At 34.3% G+C, this 18,936-nt stretch carries 17 protein-coding genes; 3 read left to right on the top strand and 14 right to left on the bottom strand.

The annotated features are described in order from the left end of the window. Positions 1-35 precede the first annotated feature (35 nt). The 7 genes from M0D21_RS17825 to M0D21_RS17795 all read right to left on the bottom strand — a co-directional run bounded on the left by M0D21_RS17825 (position 36) and on the right by M0D21_RS17795 (position 6,179). On the bottom strand, positions 36-563 hold the full coding sequence (locus M0D21_RS17825; protein WP_248332053.1) for an SRPBCC family protein: 528 nt from the start codon (positions 561-563) through the stop codon (positions 36-38). 98 nt (positions 564-661) lie between these two features. After that, positions 662-1,279: a hypothetical protein gene (locus tag M0D21_RS17820; protein ID WP_248332052.1), complete on the bottom strand. Its 618-nt coding sequence runs from the start codon at positions 1,277-1,279 to the stop codon at positions 662-664. 312 nt (positions 1,280-1,591) lie between these two features. Next, positions 1,592-2,341, bottom strand: a complete 750-nt coding sequence (locus tag M0D21_RS17815; protein ID WP_248332051.1) for a nuclear transport factor 2 family protein — start codon at positions 2,339-2,341, stop codon at positions 1,592-1,594. 63 nt (positions 2,342-2,404) lie between these two features. Next, positions 2,405-3,856 (bottom strand): hypothetical protein, encoded by a 1,452-nt coding sequence (locus tag M0D21_RS17810; protein ID WP_248332050.1) that lies wholly within the window; start codon positions 3,854-3,856, stop codon positions 2,405-2,407. Positions 3,857-3,959: 103 nt separating this feature from the next. Beyond that, entirely contained in the window at positions 3,960-4,841 is an 882-nt protein-coding gene (locus tag M0D21_RS17805; RefSeq protein ID WP_248332049.1) for an AraC family transcriptional regulator, read from the bottom strand. 41 nt (positions 4,842-4,882) lie between these two features. Then, on the bottom strand, positions 4,883-5,410 hold the full coding sequence (locus M0D21_RS17800; RefSeq protein ID WP_248332048.1) for a DUF4269 domain-containing protein: 528 nt from the start codon (positions 5,408-5,410) through the stop codon (positions 4,883-4,885). A 40-nt stretch (positions 5,411-5,450) separates the two neighbouring features. Further along, a complete protein-coding gene (locus M0D21_RS17795) occupies positions 5,451-6,179 on the bottom strand; it encodes a carbon-nitrogen hydrolase family protein (protein WP_248332047.1) in 729 nt (242 codons plus the stop codon). 287 nt (positions 6,180-6,466) lie between these two features. Here M0D21_RS17795 and M0D21_RS17790 point away from each other — a divergent pair, with 287 nt between their 5' ends. After that, complete coding sequence (locus tag M0D21_RS17790; RefSeq protein WP_248332046.1) at positions 6,467-7,078, top strand: hypothetical protein; 612 nt, start codon at positions 6,467-6,469, stop codon at positions 7,076-7,078. 66 nt (positions 7,079-7,144) lie between these two features. Then, positions 7,145-8,095, top strand: a complete 951-nt coding sequence (locus M0D21_RS17785) for a hypothetical protein (protein WP_248332045.1) — start codon at positions 7,145-7,147, stop codon at positions 8,093-8,095. 21 nt (positions 8,096-8,116) lie between these two features. Here the strand turns inward: M0D21_RS17785 and M0D21_RS17780 are convergent, their stop codons facing one another. After that, positions 8,117-8,878 (bottom strand): cyclase family protein, encoded by a 762-nt coding sequence (locus M0D21_RS17780; protein ID WP_248332044.1) that lies wholly within the window; start codon positions 8,876-8,878, stop codon positions 8,117-8,119. 267 nt (positions 8,879-9,145) lie between these two features. On the opposite strand from M0D21_RS17780, the gene M0D21_RS17775 reads away from it, so the two are divergent. After that, on the top strand, positions 9,146-9,502 hold the full coding sequence (locus tag M0D21_RS17775) for a hypothetical protein (RefSeq protein ID WP_248332043.1): 357 nt from the start codon (positions 9,146-9,148) through the stop codon (positions 9,500-9,502). A gap of 278 nt (positions 9,503-9,780) precedes the next feature. Here M0D21_RS17775 and M0D21_RS17770 read toward each other — a convergent pair whose 3' ends face one another. The 6 genes from M0D21_RS17770 to M0D21_RS17745 form a co-directional block, all read right to left on the bottom strand. Continuing rightward, the gene (locus tag M0D21_RS17770) at positions 9,781-11,007 is read right to left on the bottom strand and encodes a S8 family serine peptidase (RefSeq protein ID WP_248332042.1); all 1,227 of its coding nucleotides are present in this window, start codon (positions 11,005-11,007) and stop codon (positions 9,781-9,783) included. Positions 11,008-11,580: 573 nt separating this feature from the next. Continuing rightward, positions 11,581-13,488: an acetate--CoA ligase gene (gene acs / locus M0D21_RS17765; RefSeq protein WP_248332041.1), complete on the bottom strand. Its 1,908-nt coding sequence runs from the start codon at positions 13,486-13,488 to the stop codon at positions 11,581-11,583. Positions 13,489-13,794: 306 nt separating this feature from the next. Continuing rightward, complete coding sequence (locus tag M0D21_RS17760; RefSeq protein WP_248332040.1) at positions 13,795-14,157, bottom strand: response regulator transcription factor; 363 nt, start codon at positions 14,155-14,157, stop codon at positions 13,795-13,797. Positions 14,158-14,184: 27 nt separating this feature from the next. Next, positions 14,185-16,869, bottom strand: a complete 2,685-nt coding sequence (locus M0D21_RS17755; protein ID WP_248332039.1) for an ATP-binding protein — start codon at positions 16,867-16,869, stop codon at positions 14,185-14,187. Then, entirely contained in the window at positions 16,862-17,056 is a 195-nt protein-coding gene (locus tag M0D21_RS17750; RefSeq protein WP_248332038.1) for a hypothetical protein, read from the bottom strand. The genes M0D21_RS17755 and M0D21_RS17750 overlap by 8 nt, the downstream gene beginning before the upstream one ends. Positions 17,057-17,135: 79 nt before the next feature. Then, positions 17,136-18,908, bottom strand: coding sequence for a sodium:solute symporter family protein (locus M0D21_RS17745; protein WP_248332037.1), 1,773 nt, complete (start codon positions 18,906-18,908; stop codon positions 17,136-17,138). Positions 18,909-18,936: the final 28 nt, after the last annotated feature.

Below are 18,936 nucleotides of genomic sequence, written 5' to 3'. Positions count from 1 at the left end.
ATCCCTTGTAAAATTTACAAGGGATTTTTAGTTTATTAATAATTTTTCGTATTTTCTTCTACGATTAACTTTAGCTTATTTAAATTTTCATCCTCCTGATCTTTCATTGAGCCTTTCATGAATGAAATCATAGATTTAGCGAAGATTCCATTTCCTACAGTGGTAGATTTTGATTTGATGCTAGTTTTCCCATCTTTCTCTTCCATAGAGATTTCATAATCCATATTCATAAAATCCATTGTGAAAGTCATTGCCATCAACTCCTCTGGTTTTATCTTGGTAATGATTTCCTCCATAACCATTTCCTGTCCTTGATCTTCAACATAAACCTTGGATACTGCTCCTACCGTATTTGGTGTTCCGCTCACTAATTCAGTTTTCACAAAACCCTCTATCCAGTCAGGTAGTTTAGATTCATCAGACATTACTGCCCAAACTTCTTTTACCGGCTTATTAATAACAACTTCCCTTTCGTAATAAACTGAAGGAGTAAATAACCCTTTTCCAAAAAACACCAAAGCAATTGCGATTACTACAAAGAGTAAATATTTAAGATATTTCATAATGATAAAGTATAATGAATGAATTAATACTCAATGACAACTTCCATAACCATTCAATCAACCTTGAAAGCACTTATAATTTTTAAATAAGCACCAACTTAAGGATTACATCTAAAATTCAGTTTCACCTCGGTAAGTTCTGTCCAAATGGGGTGTTCTCTTTCTTTTGGGGACAAATAAAACCAAATAATATTCTTTTGATTAATTAAGCAGTTTTCGGTCTTAATAGTAATGTTAAGTGTAATCATTTCTTTTGCAAAAAACTCATCGTAAAGAGTAACAGAACCTTCAAAAACATGCTCTTCTATTTGCTGAATAGTAGCTTTTGAAGCGGGTATTTTTTTGAAAAAATTAAAATTAGTTATTGCACCTGTATTCATAAGTCCATCAAAATACACCTCAATTATATGTTCTAAGCTATTGACATTTCCTTCCAAACTTTCCTCAATCATCCAAAGAAAAACATAAGAAAAATACCCTTCACTATGTTGTTCTCCCCATCCCGGAGCAAACCGTATATATTCTTCACCGGTATAGTCTAAATCCCCAGCAAAAATTAGAGGAAATTCTAATACTTCATTACGCCAATTCTCATCAGCCACCAGAACATTTTCAATAGAATTATGTAACCGAAAGTATAGATACCCCGCCAGCATTAATACAAGAACAACAATTGCAGCAACTATCTTTAAGAATCCTTTCAGTATTCTTTTCATATGTTTTTAAGATATTTTTCCGAAGAAATTATCATGAAACAATTCTTAAGCTACATTAACATCTTCATTATGTTTTATAAAATTAAACAAATTGTTTTTCATAATGACATTCTACACAACAAATCTTTAACACCTCATAATCAAGCTGTTTTATATCATTGTCGTAATTAGCATAAAAAAGCTGCCTCAATATTGAGACAGCTTAAAATTGTATTCTGTGTTTAAATTTTTCTTTCTCACTTCCATTCCATTTTCAAACAGGTATATGTTTCTAAATACTTTTGAAAATTAGAACTTCATTGAATTTTACATTTACGAATAACTAGTATCTACATTATCATACACACGAATACCTTTTATTTTTCCTGTTTCCATATTAATATCATAAATAGAAACTCCTGCTTGTGGTTTAAACGTTGCGCTTCCCCACACATCACAAGTGTATTCTCCTGCAAAAGTTCCTTTTTCTGCATCAAAAATGTAATTATGAAACTTTAAGGGAACACCTCCATCACTGAAAAAATGGTCAAAATGTTCACGCAGACCCTCTTTTGTTTTATGGGTCCAGCGCCATCCAGCAGGTTCTCTAAAATACACATCATCATCAAACGAAAGCGTATTCATCGCTGTTTCAGTAGCCCCCTTTGCAATGGCATTAAAATAATTTACGACCTCCTTAGGCTCTGTTAATTCAATTAGATCAGAAAAAATTGATGCTCTAAACACATGTCCCTCAGTAATGGGGTATACAGAATGATATGTTCGAATAGCATTGTATTTATCTCCTTCTTTAACCAATATTACTACCAGGGGTAAATCAAAAGTATTATGCAATAGTATATCATACTCAATCACCAAATGTTTTTGATCTTCAAATTGTTGGAATTTTTTAATTTCCTTGATTTCATCTTTGAGATAATTATATTGTCGTTTTAGCAACTCTACCCCACTTGCTTTACCTTTTGCAAAACCAACAGATTGAAGATCTAGTTCTACATTTTCTGTAAGATCAGAAAGTATACTTTTATATTCTTGTTCAACTATTTTTTCTATAAAATTCATTTTCAATAATCGTTTTTAAGGTGATTATTCTTTGATCGACAATCATTTCGGCTCTTATCAAGTTTAAAACTTACCATTATCATTTTTCCAATCTTCTTTTGATGGAATAGTTGTAATTACATCCCAATGTTCCACGATTAGGCCATTTTCAAGTCTGAATAGATCATAAAATGCGGTATGGTCACCTTTTCCGAATTTACCTTCACTTACGGTAAGCACAAAGTTTCCTTCACCTAGTATCATGTGTAGTTTGTCGTACTCCATAACCAATCCGTTTTTAGCAAAATACTGCATTGCCGCTCCAAAACCTTCTAAACCATCTGCTACAGCAGAATTGTGCTGTATATATTTTTCAGGATTGATATAACTTGCAATTTTGTCATTTTTATGGTTAAGCAAAACGTCATCGACAAATTTTTTGACAATAGCTTTATTTACTTTTGTTTTATCCTTGTCTGTAATATCTTTTGCTCCATCAAGCTGGGTTCTACCACTAGGATTTGGTGGAGTGATTTCGGCCAAATTGTCCCAATGCTCTACGATTAAACCATTCTCGAATCTAAAAACATCGAACCCTACTTTAGGTCCAAAAAAGTCATACTCGGTGTGAGTGAATACAAAATCTCCATCTTCAAAAGCTCGTACTACCTTGGCCTTAAAACCTCCTTCTGGAGCATTTTTCATTACCTCACCAAAACCTGCAAGTCCATCTCCCACGGCAAGATTATGCTGCACATATTTTTGCGGATTTATATAAGAAATTGGTGTCTGATCTCCTGTGTTAAAGCTATTCAATAAAGCAACAACTTTTTCTTTTTTTGTTAAGTACGAACTTAACGATTCATATCGGCCCATAAACATACTAGATTGATCCATTTTACTCATAAACTCTTTTGCTGTCGGATTTGACATAAAGCCACTCAATGAAGCATCTGAAGCTTTTTTTGTAGTCCAATACACAGCTACAGCTTGTTTCCCTTCTTCATTTACACCAGTAAGTCTTTGCAAAAAACCTTCCCTTTTCCCTGTAAAATCTGTTTCCACTTTTTTATTGAGAACATCAAATTTTTCTAAATCTGTATTTGGTTTTAGATCAAAAGTCATAACTTCAACAAACTCACTATTATTTGCATTAAACGCACTATCCATAGCGTATCTTTCCATTTTCATTGAAGTTCCATCGATCATCTTAGCATAATCCGATACCGATGGATCATCCATAAATTTCTGCATTGAAGCATCAGCGTCTGCAATATTATCCCAGTATACAATAACAGCATATTCTCCTTTATCATTAATTGCGCTTTGTCTTTTAATAAAGCCCGGTTGTTTACTCGTAAAATCCTTTTCTACCTGAGCATCTCTCTCTTTAAAATCTATAGGATCAGTATCTGAGTTAATTTTAAAGGTAGTTACCTCCATTATGGTTTTGTCTTTATTAGACTTTTCTTTGTTTGCACAACTACCAAGAAGAATAGTAGCAAGTACCAGTGCAAGTTTGTTGACATGTTTCATTAGTATTGTTTTTGAAGTAGAATAATTTTACTCCAAATGTAATTCAGCCTTATGAAAAGGAAATAGTAAAAACTATCCCAAATAGTGTCAAAATGGGAAAATCTTAATGGTGTGCTTGCCGATAAGCTTCGGGCGAAGCATCGACATATTTCTTGAAGTATTTAAAAAAGTTAGCTGGATCCTCAAAACCTACCGTGTATGCAATTTCCTTTACCGGCATATTCGTTCCTAGCAATAATCTCTTAATCTGAGTAATTACAATTTCATCTATAAATGTTTTAGCAGGTTTATTAACTATTGCCCTTACAATTGTGTTTAACGTTTTAGTCGAAACCCCTAATTTATCTGCATAAACCTTTACTTGTTTATATTGAAAACAATCTCTTTCTACCATTTCTTGAAAGGACAAAAACTCTGGCAAGTACTTCCTTTCTTTCAATAGTTCTCCTTTCTTTGATTTAACACGAAATAGCTTTGTAATGATCATATGTAATGCACTACGGGTAATCCCAATTGAGTACTCATCGATGTATTTACTTTCTAATTCTACTTGCCTTATAAGAGTGGCAAAATCAGAAAATTCTTCCTGATCAGGGCTAATCTCTATCTTAGGAAAACTTAATAATTCATTAAAAAGTTGTAGTGATTTTAAAGCCTCCATTTTATTAAGATGACTCACAACAAATTCTTCAGTGAAGATTAATAAATACCCTTCAACATTTGGACTTTTAAAAAACTTTTGAATTTGATCTTTCCTAATAAGTAATATCGTTCCTTTTTGATATTTATAATCGGTAAAGTCGATAGTATGATAACCTTCTCCATTTGAAACAAAAACGATCATATAGAAATGTACGATATGGTTTTTACAGATATCATGATCCAGTTCCCTGGTAAGGAGTTCTTCTAAACGAACAACCTCAAAATAAGATTTAGGATTCGTCTTATTATCAAACTCAATATGCCGAATGGTTTCTTCTTTCATTAAAAGATTTTACTCATTTTTCTTCTATAAAGATAAGGTACTTATATTTTGTATCGTAGCAGCTCTTCATAAGGATTACCTTTTAATCCCAATAGTTTTGCAAAAGCCGATTCAGTTTTGATTCCTTGTAATTTAAGTTTTATGATATCTTTTCTAAACTGAGCCCCCATTTTATTTAATATCTTATATTCTATAACCATATGTTTATAAGCATGTTGTAAATGAGTAGGAATGTCCTGCCCGAATATCTCAATATCAAACTCAGTTACCTTAAAACGAGCTATTGTAGATTGTATACCATTGTATTCACCTGACTTAATCATAAACTCTTTTTCTTTTTGAAAACAATCGATAAGTACATTTGAGAATTCTATATGATCTTTACAATAACAAATGATATCTAGATCACTATCAGGCACATCGATATTAATGGGAATTGTACCTGTTAATACAGGTGTATAAGAGCTAAGCTTTTTAACAATTTCTAATTCATAGAGTACCTTGTAGGCCTTTTGTTGACGTACATTGCCTGTTTTAAGGTATTTTATATTTAAAAAATCAGTTTCCAAAGTCGCAAATTCAAAGTTTTTCTTTTATTCAAAAACAGAACTATATATAAGAAACAGCTACCTCATTCAATTCAGTCTCATATACCATAACTCCTTGATTTTCAATATCTAATTTGCTTAAACGTACTCCTTTTTCGTTCCATACAGCGCTTTGTCCAAAGCTTAAAAAATTATCACAAAAACCAACACTATTTGCCATGAGAATAGGTGTTTTGAATTCATTAGCAATTTTAGGAAAATGATGATAAGCTTTTGTCACTCCTGCCTTTGGTTTAGCTACACTGGCTATATAAATATCTGCACCTGCCTCCTTAGATTTCAAAAAATGTTCGCGTTGTAACGTTTCATAACAAATACCAACTGCAACTTTCTTTCCATTAATTTCAAATAGTCGTTGATCTTTAGCTTCAACAAAATATGGCAATTCATCTTCATGCAACAGTTGTTTTGAATATATACCTCTATGCTGTCCTGGTCTAAACATAATCATGCTTATATGTATCCCTTCTTGCCCCTTGGTAGGCATACCAACACCAATTGCGATATTATGGTTATCCGATAGTTTTTGAAACTTATCAAAAATAGTATCTGCGACATCTACTGCAAGTTTTTTTGCTAAATCGGGTTCATAGCCAGTAATTGACAACTCTGGAAAGATTACCAAATCTGAGGAGCCTTCAACTGCATACTCAATTATTTCTAAGTGGTTTTTTATGTTCTCATCGATATCTCCTTTGTAAGATTTGGATTGCGCAATACAAATTCTCATTTCAATTTTTCCTTAAGTGTATGTAGATTTTTATATGAATCCCTTATAAAATATCTACAAATTTAGCATTAGCTAAAGTAGAAAATATTAGGTTACATTAACACCATTAAGGTTACAGAGGATAACATTACCATTTTAACTTCAAAAAAATTAGTTTAGACCTCTTTTCTGGGAGAAAATAATACTATGCTAAGTAATTCTACCTGTTTTTAAAAATGAGTAATTGTACTCTGTTTTTTAATCATTGCTTTTAAGAACTTTATCTAACAACTTAAAATATATTTAATATGGAAACTGCAAGTTTAGACAAAGTATTTAGCGTAGATGGTAATCAAGGGACTTCTACAGATGGAATAGAAGTAAATGCATATGGACAAGGACAGTGTTCTGGGGTGACCTATACAGTACCTGCTCACGCCACGATTGATGTTAATTTTGATATTAATATGCAATGCATTACTCCTGACAATGTTAAAGCATTAGACAGCTTAATCAAAAGTCTTCTTGATGCATCAAAACAACATGAATATGATGAGTTATCTAAAAAAGAATCTAGTGGTGGGGTAAGTTTCTTTTTGTTTTTCTCTGGAGGAGTAAAGTCCTCTTATTCAGACACAAAACATACTATGGACAAATGGGGGTTGAGTGAAGAAAACCAACAGCGTATTGTAGATGCAATGTTAAAATTTACAAATGAACCTAATACTTATAAATATTCTGGCACCATCACCAACGATAAATACGACTATTCTGTATCTGGAAATCTCTTCGGAATTGTAATGGATTGCACTATCCAGAAAGGGGAGTCTCACCAACAAATTAGAGTTCTGGCACCAAATGTACATATGAATTCTTCAGATGGATCAGGATCTCTTCCAGTGGTAGGAAAATTATACTAACTAATCTAATGAGTATGTGTTACCTAAAGAATCATTATTCCTTGGGTAATGCATACTTTTTTAAAGATGTGCGTTTCTTTCCCCACATACTCGGCATATAAGATATTATTCTTAGTAAAAACAGTAGTCTTAAAGTACATATATCTATTTCCTATCATCTTCATTTATGCACAAGAATATCCCAAAGCTACTAATTATGCGCAAAATGCCTTTCAGCTTGGCATTGCTGCAGGGTATTCGTCTCCAGAATTATTAGGAAATCATAGTCTGGACATCTTAAGTAGTACACTAAGTGATACTAATGTGCTAAACGCTACCGAGTCTAAAATTGCAAGTACTACTATTTCTCCAAGCTGGTTTATAGCAGCTGAAGCAACTTACCGTTTAACTTCAAGCATTTCAATAGGTATTTCCTCAACTTACAGAAACAATTATGATCAGGAAACTCATATGCTTTTCTGGCAATTCAAACAGATGGAAATAAATAATATAAAAGTCTCTTCTTTTGCAGAATATCGGCAATTATCAAAAATCAAAAACACTACTTTTCTTGTTACTTCCCAATATAAATTTGATCAAATTCAGCTCAATGAATCTTCTACGGTAAATTTTGAAATAGGCATTGGTTCTGGAATATCTATATATCACATAAAATCCTCGATACCATATGTCTTTATGCAAATGGATATCGAAGGAGATTCGGTATCTCAACATTTAGTCTTAGGTCCAGGTCAGTTATTTGAGGAACATTACCAAACTACAACCTATAGTGCTCAACTATCTGCTTCACTTTTATTCAACATAAAACAATCGTTTGCTTTTCAAATAGGATTTGGTCTCACCCATCTCGGAAATTTTGTTATTTTGAAAAGAGGTCAGAAAAATGAATCTTTATTTATTCTTGACAGTTTCAATTCACAGGACCAAAATGTTTTACAACAAGAGTTATCTATTCGCAGTACGAATGATACAAGAAAAATTATCGCTTCAGAACTTTATCTAAAAATATATCTTTAATAAAGTTGGCTTATCACTCTTCTACTCCAGCATTGCCACCACCCTTGCAGGAGCTGCAGAAGCTCCGACAATTTTTAGCGGAAAAACAGCTACTTTAAATCCACTATACGGCAATGCGTCTAAATTTACCAATTGCTCCATATGACAATACTCTTTATCCTTCCCGACCAAATGAGCCTCCCAAAAGAGCTCAGAATTATTGGTTTCTTTAGCTTTCTTTACCATATGTGGTAATGGCAGGTCCCAACCCCAGGAATCTATACCCATTACCTTTATTCCCTGATCTATTAACCAAGAAGTTGCCTCGGCGCTCATACCGGTGCCTATTTTATGAAAATCTTTTGTTCCATTAAATTTATCCCTTCCTGTTTTTATAAGCACAATCATTCCTGGAGATAATGATAATTCATGTGCAGAAAGGAAAGATTCAATATCTTGAATTGTTATAGGATCAAAATCTTCTTTGTGTTTCATATCGACAACAATACCTTCACCAAAACACCAGTCTAAAGGTACTTCATCAATAGTTTTAGATTTTTTACCATTGGTTGTTGGAGCATAATGCCATGGGGCATCGATATGAGTGGTAGCATGTACTCCCATTTTTTGTATAGTATCATCTGCCCAACCTACAAAATCTTTAGGAAATAATTTAAATGGTAATCCGAATATGCGAATAAGCCATTTGGCTTTCTTATGAGGTTTGTGTTTTATTTTCACCCTCATAAACCAGGGATCATTTTTATTATATTGAATAGGCTTTGAGAGGTCTATTATTTTCATTTAGTGGTATATTGTATTTGTGCTAAGTGAAAGTACAAAATTTACTGAGAATACTTTTTATTTCTTCCAACTACACTACCCTATCATACTAGGTAATTATACCCATTTCATGAAATGGAGTAATTCTACTCTGGTACAACCACAAGTTTACTACTACATTTGAAATGTAAACAAGAATCAAGTAAGGGAAAAACAATAGTCATAATTGTAGGCGGCATCTGAAAAGCCTTTACTAAAAAGAGTAGGAAAAATTAAAACTAAAATATTATGGGATTTTTTGGTAAGCAGCCGGTAGATCCGGCTAAATGTAGCGTAACATATCTTTGGACAGGTTTAAGAACACCTGGAATTTTTTCTGTAACTGTAGAGGGAGATGCTCCTAATTATTCATACGGATTTAGTCTAGTACGCGATTCACACTTCGTTGGTGGGCTGAAAGTAGATGCTATGGGATGGACAGGCCCCTTAGGAAAGGGCACTACACCATATAAAGTGCAACATTCGTTTAATGGAGAATTTAAACCCAAAGTTGTTATTTCTGGTTCTAATGGAGATTTTCTGATAGACGTAAAAGAAATACCTTATGATCAAGTAGACGATTATGTAAAATCTAAAGCAGGATAAAATAAGATTACTCTTTTTTTAAGTAGTCGTCACTATTTTACCCAAAACCATATTGAAAAAGAGGATACTCAAAAATTAAAGCTCTATTGGTTAACAGTTTTAATTTGCCGAAGAAACTCACCTAGAAACCAAGACACCGAAGACTTTGGCAAGTTTAGTTTCGTAATTAACTTTTGGTATCCTCTTTCACTAAATACCCAATAACTTATTTTTGCGGAACATAAAAAGAGGTTGGAATACTCCAACCTCTTTCTTACTTATAAGTAATAAATTATTTTTTAATTTAAGGTAGCTACCGGAGCTGTAAACCCTCTTTTAGTTACAGTTCCACTTGTTCCTGTTCGGTTACCTCTTAATAATAATATTCCTGCTACGTGTGGCGATGCCATAGAAGTACCAGAAATTCTATTAAACTGTCCGTTTAACCAAGTAGACCATACTGCTGTACCAGGAGCCCAACGATCTACACTACTACCATAGTTTGAAGTACCTGCAGCCGTTCTATTACGAGTCATATTACCTACATTCCAAGAGTTACTTGTACGTAATCTTTGTGGTGAATAAAACTGAGTATCGTCATTGCTATTTCCTGCTGCCATAGCTCCAATCGCTCTTCCTTCAAGGTTTCTGAACGCATTATCAATGGCTTGAGAAGTAGCTCTGTTACGGAATCCTACGCTGTAGTTCCAAGTATCTCCGTTTCCTGCGTTATTTGCAACATAATCTACACCAGATAGAATACCAGAAGTAGCACCACTACCTTGAGCGTTTAATACTCTAACAGAAACCACGGTTGCTCCATAAGCTACACCTATAACTCCTGAACCATTATTTCTAGCAGCAACAGTTCCCGCCACGTGAGTTCCATGTCCGTTTTGATCTACCCAAGATCCACCAACGAAACTTCTGCTTCTACCAGTATTAATATTTAAATCACTATGCGGAGCAATACCACTATCGATAATCCAGCAAGTTCTGCCGCTTCCGTTAGCTCTTCCTACCAATTGTACTCCCCAAGGTAAAAATTCACCATTTGGAAGTCCAACATCCTTAGTAGCATCCGATTTATCGTTAACAGTTGCAGGAAGGGAGCTTACAGGTTTACCCATATCCATATCTAACTTATGGATAATATCTGGTTCTACAAATGCCACATCTGCGTCATTACTAAGTAGTTCAGCTTGCTTAGTAGAAAGATTGGCAACAGCAAAACCTTGAATAGCATAACTATAAATTTCTTCTAAGTTACTATCTGCTATAGCATATTTTGCTAATGTTTGTTGGGACTTCGCCTGCATTTTAGCTACATCTCCAGATAAAGATTTATCATCATTATAAATAACGATGTACTTTCCAGATACTGCTTCGTCTGCACCTATATTATCTGGTGTCTCTAGTTCAATTCCTGTTTCTGCGTCTGTGAATCCATCATTATCTTTTTCACAACTGTAAAAGAGAAAAGAAAAGACAGTAATTGCGCTTAAAATTCTAAGTTGAGTTTTCATTGGTTTTCAATGTTTGTGTTAAATAAATTTTTAAAGTTAATTTGTTGAGATCTCAAAACTAGTTGCTCAAAAGTATAGATTAATTCTTACACAGAAATACGGCAAAAACGTAGTAAAATAAGGGTTAAATTTGGTTTTCTCATGGTGAAACAGGAATAAGTATTCTTCATTATTTAATAATGCAACCTAGTTGCTTTACTGAATACCAAAGACTTAAACAAAGAATAACAGTGTGTTAAAATATGCGCAAATTGAAATCAAACAATCAAAACACTTGTTAACATTATTTAACTGTTAATTAACTTTATTTTAGTAAATTTTAAGATTTTAAAAAAACCAAATGTTAACGTATTTACCCTGAAAATCAATGTTATTGGGATTCTTTTTCGTCTAAGACAAACAAATAAAATTCCTACAAACCCCTACCTCATTGTTTATTTGTTAGAATTTAAGATTTTATGAAGATTTCTTTATTATGAGGTAGCATATAATGAAAGAGTCTCTGGCTTACTTTCTCACTTTGAAAGAAAGCCAGAGACTCTTTTTATTGATCTTAACGAGAGCTAAGTCTATTTATAAAGATTTATCCATAATTTCCTGAACCACTTCAGGATTAAGCAATGTACTTGTATCTCCTAGGTTACTAGTGTCTTTTGAGGCTATCTTTCTAAGAATACGACGCATAATCTTTCCACTTCTGGTTTTAGGAAGACCTGGAACAAATTGAATTTTATCCAGTTTTGCAATAGGTCCAATACGTTCGGTAATCTGTTGATTTACCTCTTTACTTAAATTATTACGATCTCTGTTTTCCCCTGTTTCTTTTAGAATTACATAGCCGTACAATGCATTCCCTTTTATATCATGAGGGAACCCTACAATAGCTGACTCTGCAACCGCAGGATGCTCATTTATGGCATCTTCAATTGGAGCGGTACCCAGATTATGACCAGAGACAATGATCACATCATCTACTCTGCCAGTAATTCGATAGTATCCTACTTCATCACGCAAAGCGCCATCACCGGTAAAATATTTATTCTCAAATGCCGAAAAATAGGTTTCTTTATAGCGTTGGTGATTACCCCAGATAGTTCGTGCCATAGACGGCCAGGGAAATTTTATACAGAGACGTCCATCGACCTGATTTCCTTTTATTTCTAAACCATTTTCATCCATTAAAGCGGGTTGAATTCCTGGTAATGGTAATGTCGCATATGTGGGTTTGGTGGGTGTAGAATATGGAATGGGTGAAATCATGATACCACCAGTCTCTGTTTGCCACCAAGTATCTACAATTGGAGATTTCTTTTCACCAACATGATCATTATACCAATGCCATGCTTCTTCATTAATAGGTTCTCCTACAGTTCCCAGTACTTTTAAACTAGAGAGATCGTGGTTAGTTACATAATCGAGATTCTCTTTTGCCAATGCTCTAATAGCAGTTGGCGCAGTATAGAATTGAGTAACCTTATGTTTTTGCACGATATCCCAAAATCTGCCAAAATCAGGATACGAAGGCACACCTTCGAACATTACTGTTGTTGCTCCATTTGCCAAAGGCCCATATACTATATAGGAATGACCAGTTATCCAACCTATATCTGCCGTACACCAATAAATATCATTTTCTCTATACTGAAATACATTTTTAAAGGTATACGCCGTATATACCATATATCCTGCTGTGGTATGTAACATCCCCTTTGGCATTCCTGTAGATCCCGAAGTATACAAAATAAATAAGGGATCCTCAGCGTCCATTACCTCAGGAACACAATCTTTGTAAGCTTCATCAAGTAATGGTTGTAACCAGTGATCACGACCACTTTTCATTTGCACATCAGAGTTGATTCTTTTTGCTACTAAAACAGAGCGTACTCCTGGGCAGCTCTCTAAAGCCTCATCTACTATACCTTTAAGATCTATTGTTTTCGCACCTCGGAAGGAACCATCAGAAGTGATTACCATTTTTGCATCACAATCATTTATTCTAGTCGATAATGCTAAAGCAGAAAACCCTGCAAACACAACCGAATGAATAGCTCCTATACGGGCACAAGCCAATACTGAAACTGCAAGTTCGGGGATCATTGGTAAATAAATACAAACGCGATCTCCTTTTTGCACGCCTTGCTCTTTGAGAACATTGGCAAACTTACAAACACGTTCGTGCAATTGTTTATAGGTAATATGTTGTGCGTCTTCTTCTGGATTATTAGGCTCAAAGAGAATAGCAGTTTTATGTCCTCTATTTTGAAGATGTCTATCGATACAATTTTCGGTAATGTTTAACTTAGCTCCTTCAAACCATTTCACCTCCGGTTTGGTGAAGTCCCAGCTTAACACATTATCCCATTTTTTTCTCCACATAAAGTGTTCTTCTGCAACTTCTGCCCAGAACGTTTCCGGATCACGTACAGATTTTCGGTAAACCTGATAATATTCTTCAAGATGTTTTATGTGATAATTACTCATTGTTGGTATGTTTTATATTCTTTATGTTAATTTTTATTTTTCTGATCCTTCGGCGTAAATAATCCGAACCAATTTGGGTTAAGAAATTTTAATTGTATCAAAACCCAAAGAATGACAACAAAACATAATCCTATAACTATAGAATTTGCAGCACTTATTTGTGTTTTCGTCTCCAACAAAAACCTTAGAAACAAAGAGATTACTACATAAACACTAATAAATATATCTGATGCCAATGGTTTTAAACGTACTTTCATTTTTACATATCTAAATTAAATCCTTGTTGTTTGCGCACAACATCAAAAGTTAATTCAATAGTTCATTTATTTCTGCTACCAGTTTTTTTACTGAGAAAGGTTTAGTAAGGTACTTATCTGCTCCCATGCTTAATCCCTTTTCTATATCTGTAGCTTTATTTTTTGCCGAAAGAAATACGACTTTGGTATTCTTAAGGTTTTTATTATTCTTTATTTCTTTTAAGGTCTCGTAACCGTCTACATTGGGCATCATAATATCTAGTAATACCACATCCGGAATCTCTTCTTCGGCAATTTGCAATGCTTCACTACCATCTCTGGCGATGAATACTTCAAAATTTTTCTTTTTGAACGTGTATTCTAGGGACATTACAATATTAGGTTCATCATCTACAATTAAAATCTTTTTCATATGCTTAGCTATTCACCTAAGGTTTGCTCATTTGGGTATGGTAAATAAAAAACGGGCTCCTTCTTTATACTTTTTATCCACCCAGATTTTTCCATTATGACTTTCAACAATTTTTTTACTGATCGCTAACCCCAATCCGCTACCTATAGGTTTTTTTATATTTTGATGTTTGGACTGGTAAAATTTATCAAAAATATAGTTCATTTCCTCTTTTGGAATGCCTTTTCCGTTATCTTCGACTATAATTTCTACGGTTTGTTTTTTCTGACGGACATGCACCTTTATCTTTCCAGTTTTTTCATCTGAAAACTTGAGCGCGTTCGATAATAAATTTGTGAGTACCTGAATTATTCTATCTTCATCATAATTCGCCTGTATTTGATACCCATCATTATGTATTAGCTCCACTCCTTTGTTTTTTGCAATCTGCTCAACACCATGAATCGCCTTATCTACAGTTTTATGAACCTCTCTAGATTCCATGTCGAGATGCTCTTGTCCCTTCGATAATTTTTCGAGATCTAAAATATTGTGTATTAACCTTGTTAATCTATCTGAATCTGTAACTATATTTTCCAGAAACTTACTTTTTAGATCTTCAGGCATATCATCGTCATCTGTTAATACCTCTGAAGCCGCCTTGATTGAAGTTACAGGGGTTTTAAGCTCATGAGCAATAGTATCTAGAAATTCATCTTTTATTCTATCTTGTTCTAGCAGCTCTTCATTAGCTGTTTTTAGTTTTTGGGTAAGTTTGGTTAATTCTTCAGATTTTTCTTGAAGTGCTTTATTTACTGCTATAGTTTCTTTTGATTCTTCTAATATTTTTAGAACCTCAAGTAAACTCACTGGTTCTTCTTTGGCTACACTTCCTATCAATATTCGAGCAGAAGCACTACCAATCGTTCCCGTTAATAGTTTTTCAGAAAACTTAATCAATCGGGCATCGGCCATTTCTTCCTCTTTAGAAATTCCATATTTTAAGTAAAACAAATTCAGTGCTTTTTCTGTGCGTTCTTTTCCTAAAAAACGGTTTAACATGTTTCTAATATCAGAGATAAAAGCTTCTCCTTTCCATACAAAAGCTCCATCTTGTAAATTGGCATAATTACTACTATTCACAAACATTTCGGCATAATTTCGTTCTCTGTAGTTCCCTTTAGACAGCAAGGAAATAATTAAAAAAGTTAATGTATTAAAGAACATACTCCAAAAAAAGGAATGTGCTTCTGGGCCTAAAAAATCTAAACCAAACAATGCGTATGGCTTTAAGAGTTTTATCCCAAATAATCCGTTTTCCACAAACAGATTGTTTCCTGCCAGCACATTTACAATAAGCGGTAGGATTAACGTATATATTACAATAAAAACACCTATAATCATTCCTATTTTAACTGCTTTCGCAGAACCACGATTCCAAAAAAGTCCCATAAAAAAAGAAGGAGCCAATTGAGCAATAACAGCAAATGAAATTAAACCTATAGAATACAACGACAATTCATAGGAAAAGTTGATATAGAAAAAGTAAGCTGCGATAATTAAGGTAAATATTGAGATACGTCTTATATTTTTGATATACTTCTCGTTTTTTTCAGGATCTCCTTTCAAGAATTTATCAAGGAATCCGTAGGGAATAATAAGGTTATTACTAACCATTGTAGATAGCGCCAATGTAGATACAACTACCATCGAAATTACAGCAGAGAATCCCCCAAGAAATACTAATAATGCCAAAATAACATTTCCATTTTGTAACGGTAGTAATAATGTATAGTAATCATGGTTCACTTCTCCTGAAATACTAAGGTTTCCTGCCCATGCTATGAAAATTACGAATATGTTAAATAATAAAAGGTATAAAGGAAACATCCATATTGCTTTCTTTAAATAACGCTCTCTGTCATTTTCGACCACTGCAACATGAAACTGTCTGGGGAGCAGGAAAATAGCAAAAAAGGAAAGCATGATCGTAAACATCCAGTTAAAACCAGATTCTAAACCATTAAAAGAGGTGATTTTCTCAAAATTTCCGAGCATAGAAGTTTGGTTATAAATATCTTTTGTGCCATCAAACATAAAAAAGGTAACGTAAATCCCAATTACAAGGAAAAAGACTAACTTCATAATAGACTCCACAGCTACCGTAGTCATAATACCTTTTCGATGCTGAGATGCGTCTGCTGCTTGAGTTCCAAAAAAAGCAACAAATATTGCCAAAAGTACAGCAATATAAAAAGTAGAATCATCTACAATTAACGTAGCATTGTAGCTAGTATCGTCGGTAATAATTTCAAAGGTTTCGGAGATCGCTTTAAGTTGGAGCGAAATGTAGGGAACAATAGCAAAAACGCAAATTATGGTGACCAGTGCACCCAAAAAACGATTATTACCATATCGTAATGATATAAAATCTGCAATACTAGAAACCTTATGTTGTTTAGAAATTCTGATAACTCTACGCATTACGAGAATCCACAACGGAATAGATATCACAGGACCAAGGTAAATAGTGAGAAAACTTATTCCTGATTGGGATGCAATACCCACACTTCCGTAATATGTCCAAGCCGAACAATATACAGCAAGAGACAATACATAAATGTATGGATTATTGACCCATTTGCTTTTTGAGTTTTTCTCTGCCCAAAAGGCTACTAGAAATAAAAAAGTCAAATAGACAATTATGATAGATATCAAAAGATAATTATTCATAGTGCCTATGTAAGATGATGTAAGAAATAATAATTGCCAATATCCATATCAGGAAAATAAAGAAATAGATCATTGGGAAACCAAAAATTTCGCCAGAATGGTCAAAAACTAGTACCAACGGAACGTTCCATAATAAAAACAGCACCAATGAAAGGATGATAAGTTTTTGCTGATGTCTTTTCTTCATTTTTGAACTCACTCTATAAAGTTAGGAAAAAACGGTGCCATAACTAAAATTATAGCACCGTATTCTACTAAATTAAAAACTAATGATGTGAAGCTTCTCCTGCTCCACTTGGGATTCTTATATCTTCAACAATTTCTTGCACTTCTTTTGGTGGTTCTGGAGTCATTCTGGAAACGATTACAGAAACAACTACATTCACAACCATCGCAATGGTACCAAAACCTTCTGGAGATGTCCCAAACCACCATTCTTCTTTAGGTCTGGGTTCCATAACACCAATTAATCCTGTTTTATATACAACCATGTAGATTAGCATGAGGGTGATTCCTACGATCATTCCTGCTACTGCTCCTTGCCTATTCATACGCTTATCAAAAATACCCAGTATAATCGCCGGGAAAAATGATGCCGCAGCCAAGCCAAATGCTAAGGCTACCACAGCTGCCACAAATCCAGGAGGATATATCCCAAATAATCCTGCTATGATAATTGCAAATAGAATACTAATTCTAGCTGCCCAAAGCTCTCCTTTTTCAGAGATATCTGGTTTGATTTGTTTTTTAATAAGGTCATGAGAAATAGAAGTAGAAATTACCAATAATAAACCAGCTGCAGTTGATAATGCAGCAGCCAAGCCTCCTGCGGCAACTAGTGCTACCACCCAATTAGGCAAATTAGCGATTTCAGGATTTGCTAAAACCATAATATCTCTATCTACATATAACTCATTTTCAGAACCACTGGCATTCGAAACTAATCTTTCTCCATTTACTCCTCTTTCACCAGTATACTTTGGTTTACCTTCTGTTGCGCTACCATTTACATATTGTATTTTTCCATCACCATTTTTATCCGACCATGCAATAAGACCAGTGTTCTCCCAGTTTTTAAACCATTCTGGGACCTCTTTGTATGGGTTATTGCTTACTGTTTCTATCAAATTAGTTCTAGCAAAAACTGCAATCGCAGGAGCAGTCGTATACAAAATAGCGATAAACAATAAGGCCAATCCAGCAGATTTTCGAGCATCCTTTACTTTAGGAACTGTAAAGAAACGCACAATCACATGTGGTAATCCGGCAGTACCTACCATAAGGGCAAGTGTAATTGCGAATACATCCCAGGTAGATTTTGAACCATCGGTATACTCATTGAAACCTAATTGTGTATGTAGAGTATCTAACTTCTCAAGTAAATATGTTCCGTCTTCAACTGTACCACCCATTCCTATCTGCGGAATGATATTTCCTGTCATTTGCATTGATATAAAAAATGCTGGAACCATAAAGGCAAAAATTAATACACAATATTGAGCCACTTGTGTATAAGTAATTCCTTTCATCCCTCCTAAAAAGGCAAATACCAGTACCACAGCCATTCCTATAACAACTCCCAGAGTAATATCTACCTGTAAAAATTGAGAAAACACGATACCTACACCTCTCATCTGTCCGGCCACATAAGTAAATGAAACGATTAACGCACATATCACGGCTACAGTTCTGGCGGTATTAGAGTAATATCTATCCCCAATAAAATCGGGAACTGTAAATTTCCCAAACTTCCGAAGATACGGAGCTAATAAAAGTGCTAACAACACATAGCCCCCAGTCCACCCCATCAGAAAAACAGAACCATCATATCCCATAAAAGATATCAAACCTGCCATAGAAATAAACGAAGCTGCACTCATCCAGTCGGCTGCGGTCGCCATCCCATTGGCTAACGGAGAAACACCTCCTCCGGCTACATAAAAATCTTTGGTTGAGCCTGCTCGGGCCCATATAGCAATCCCAAAATACAGGGCAAACGTAATCCCTACTAAAATCCATGTCCATACTTGAACGCTCATAATAATATATTTTTTTGGTTAGTATTAA

Source organism: Aquimarina acroporae (genome assembly GCF_023195925.1).
Classification (GTDB): domain Bacteria; phylum Bacteroidota; class Bacteroidia; order Flavobacteriales; family Flavobacteriaceae; genus Aquimarina; species Aquimarina acroporae.
Note: the sequence above shows the minus strand (reverse complement) of the source record. Positions and strands in the feature narration are given on the sequence as shown.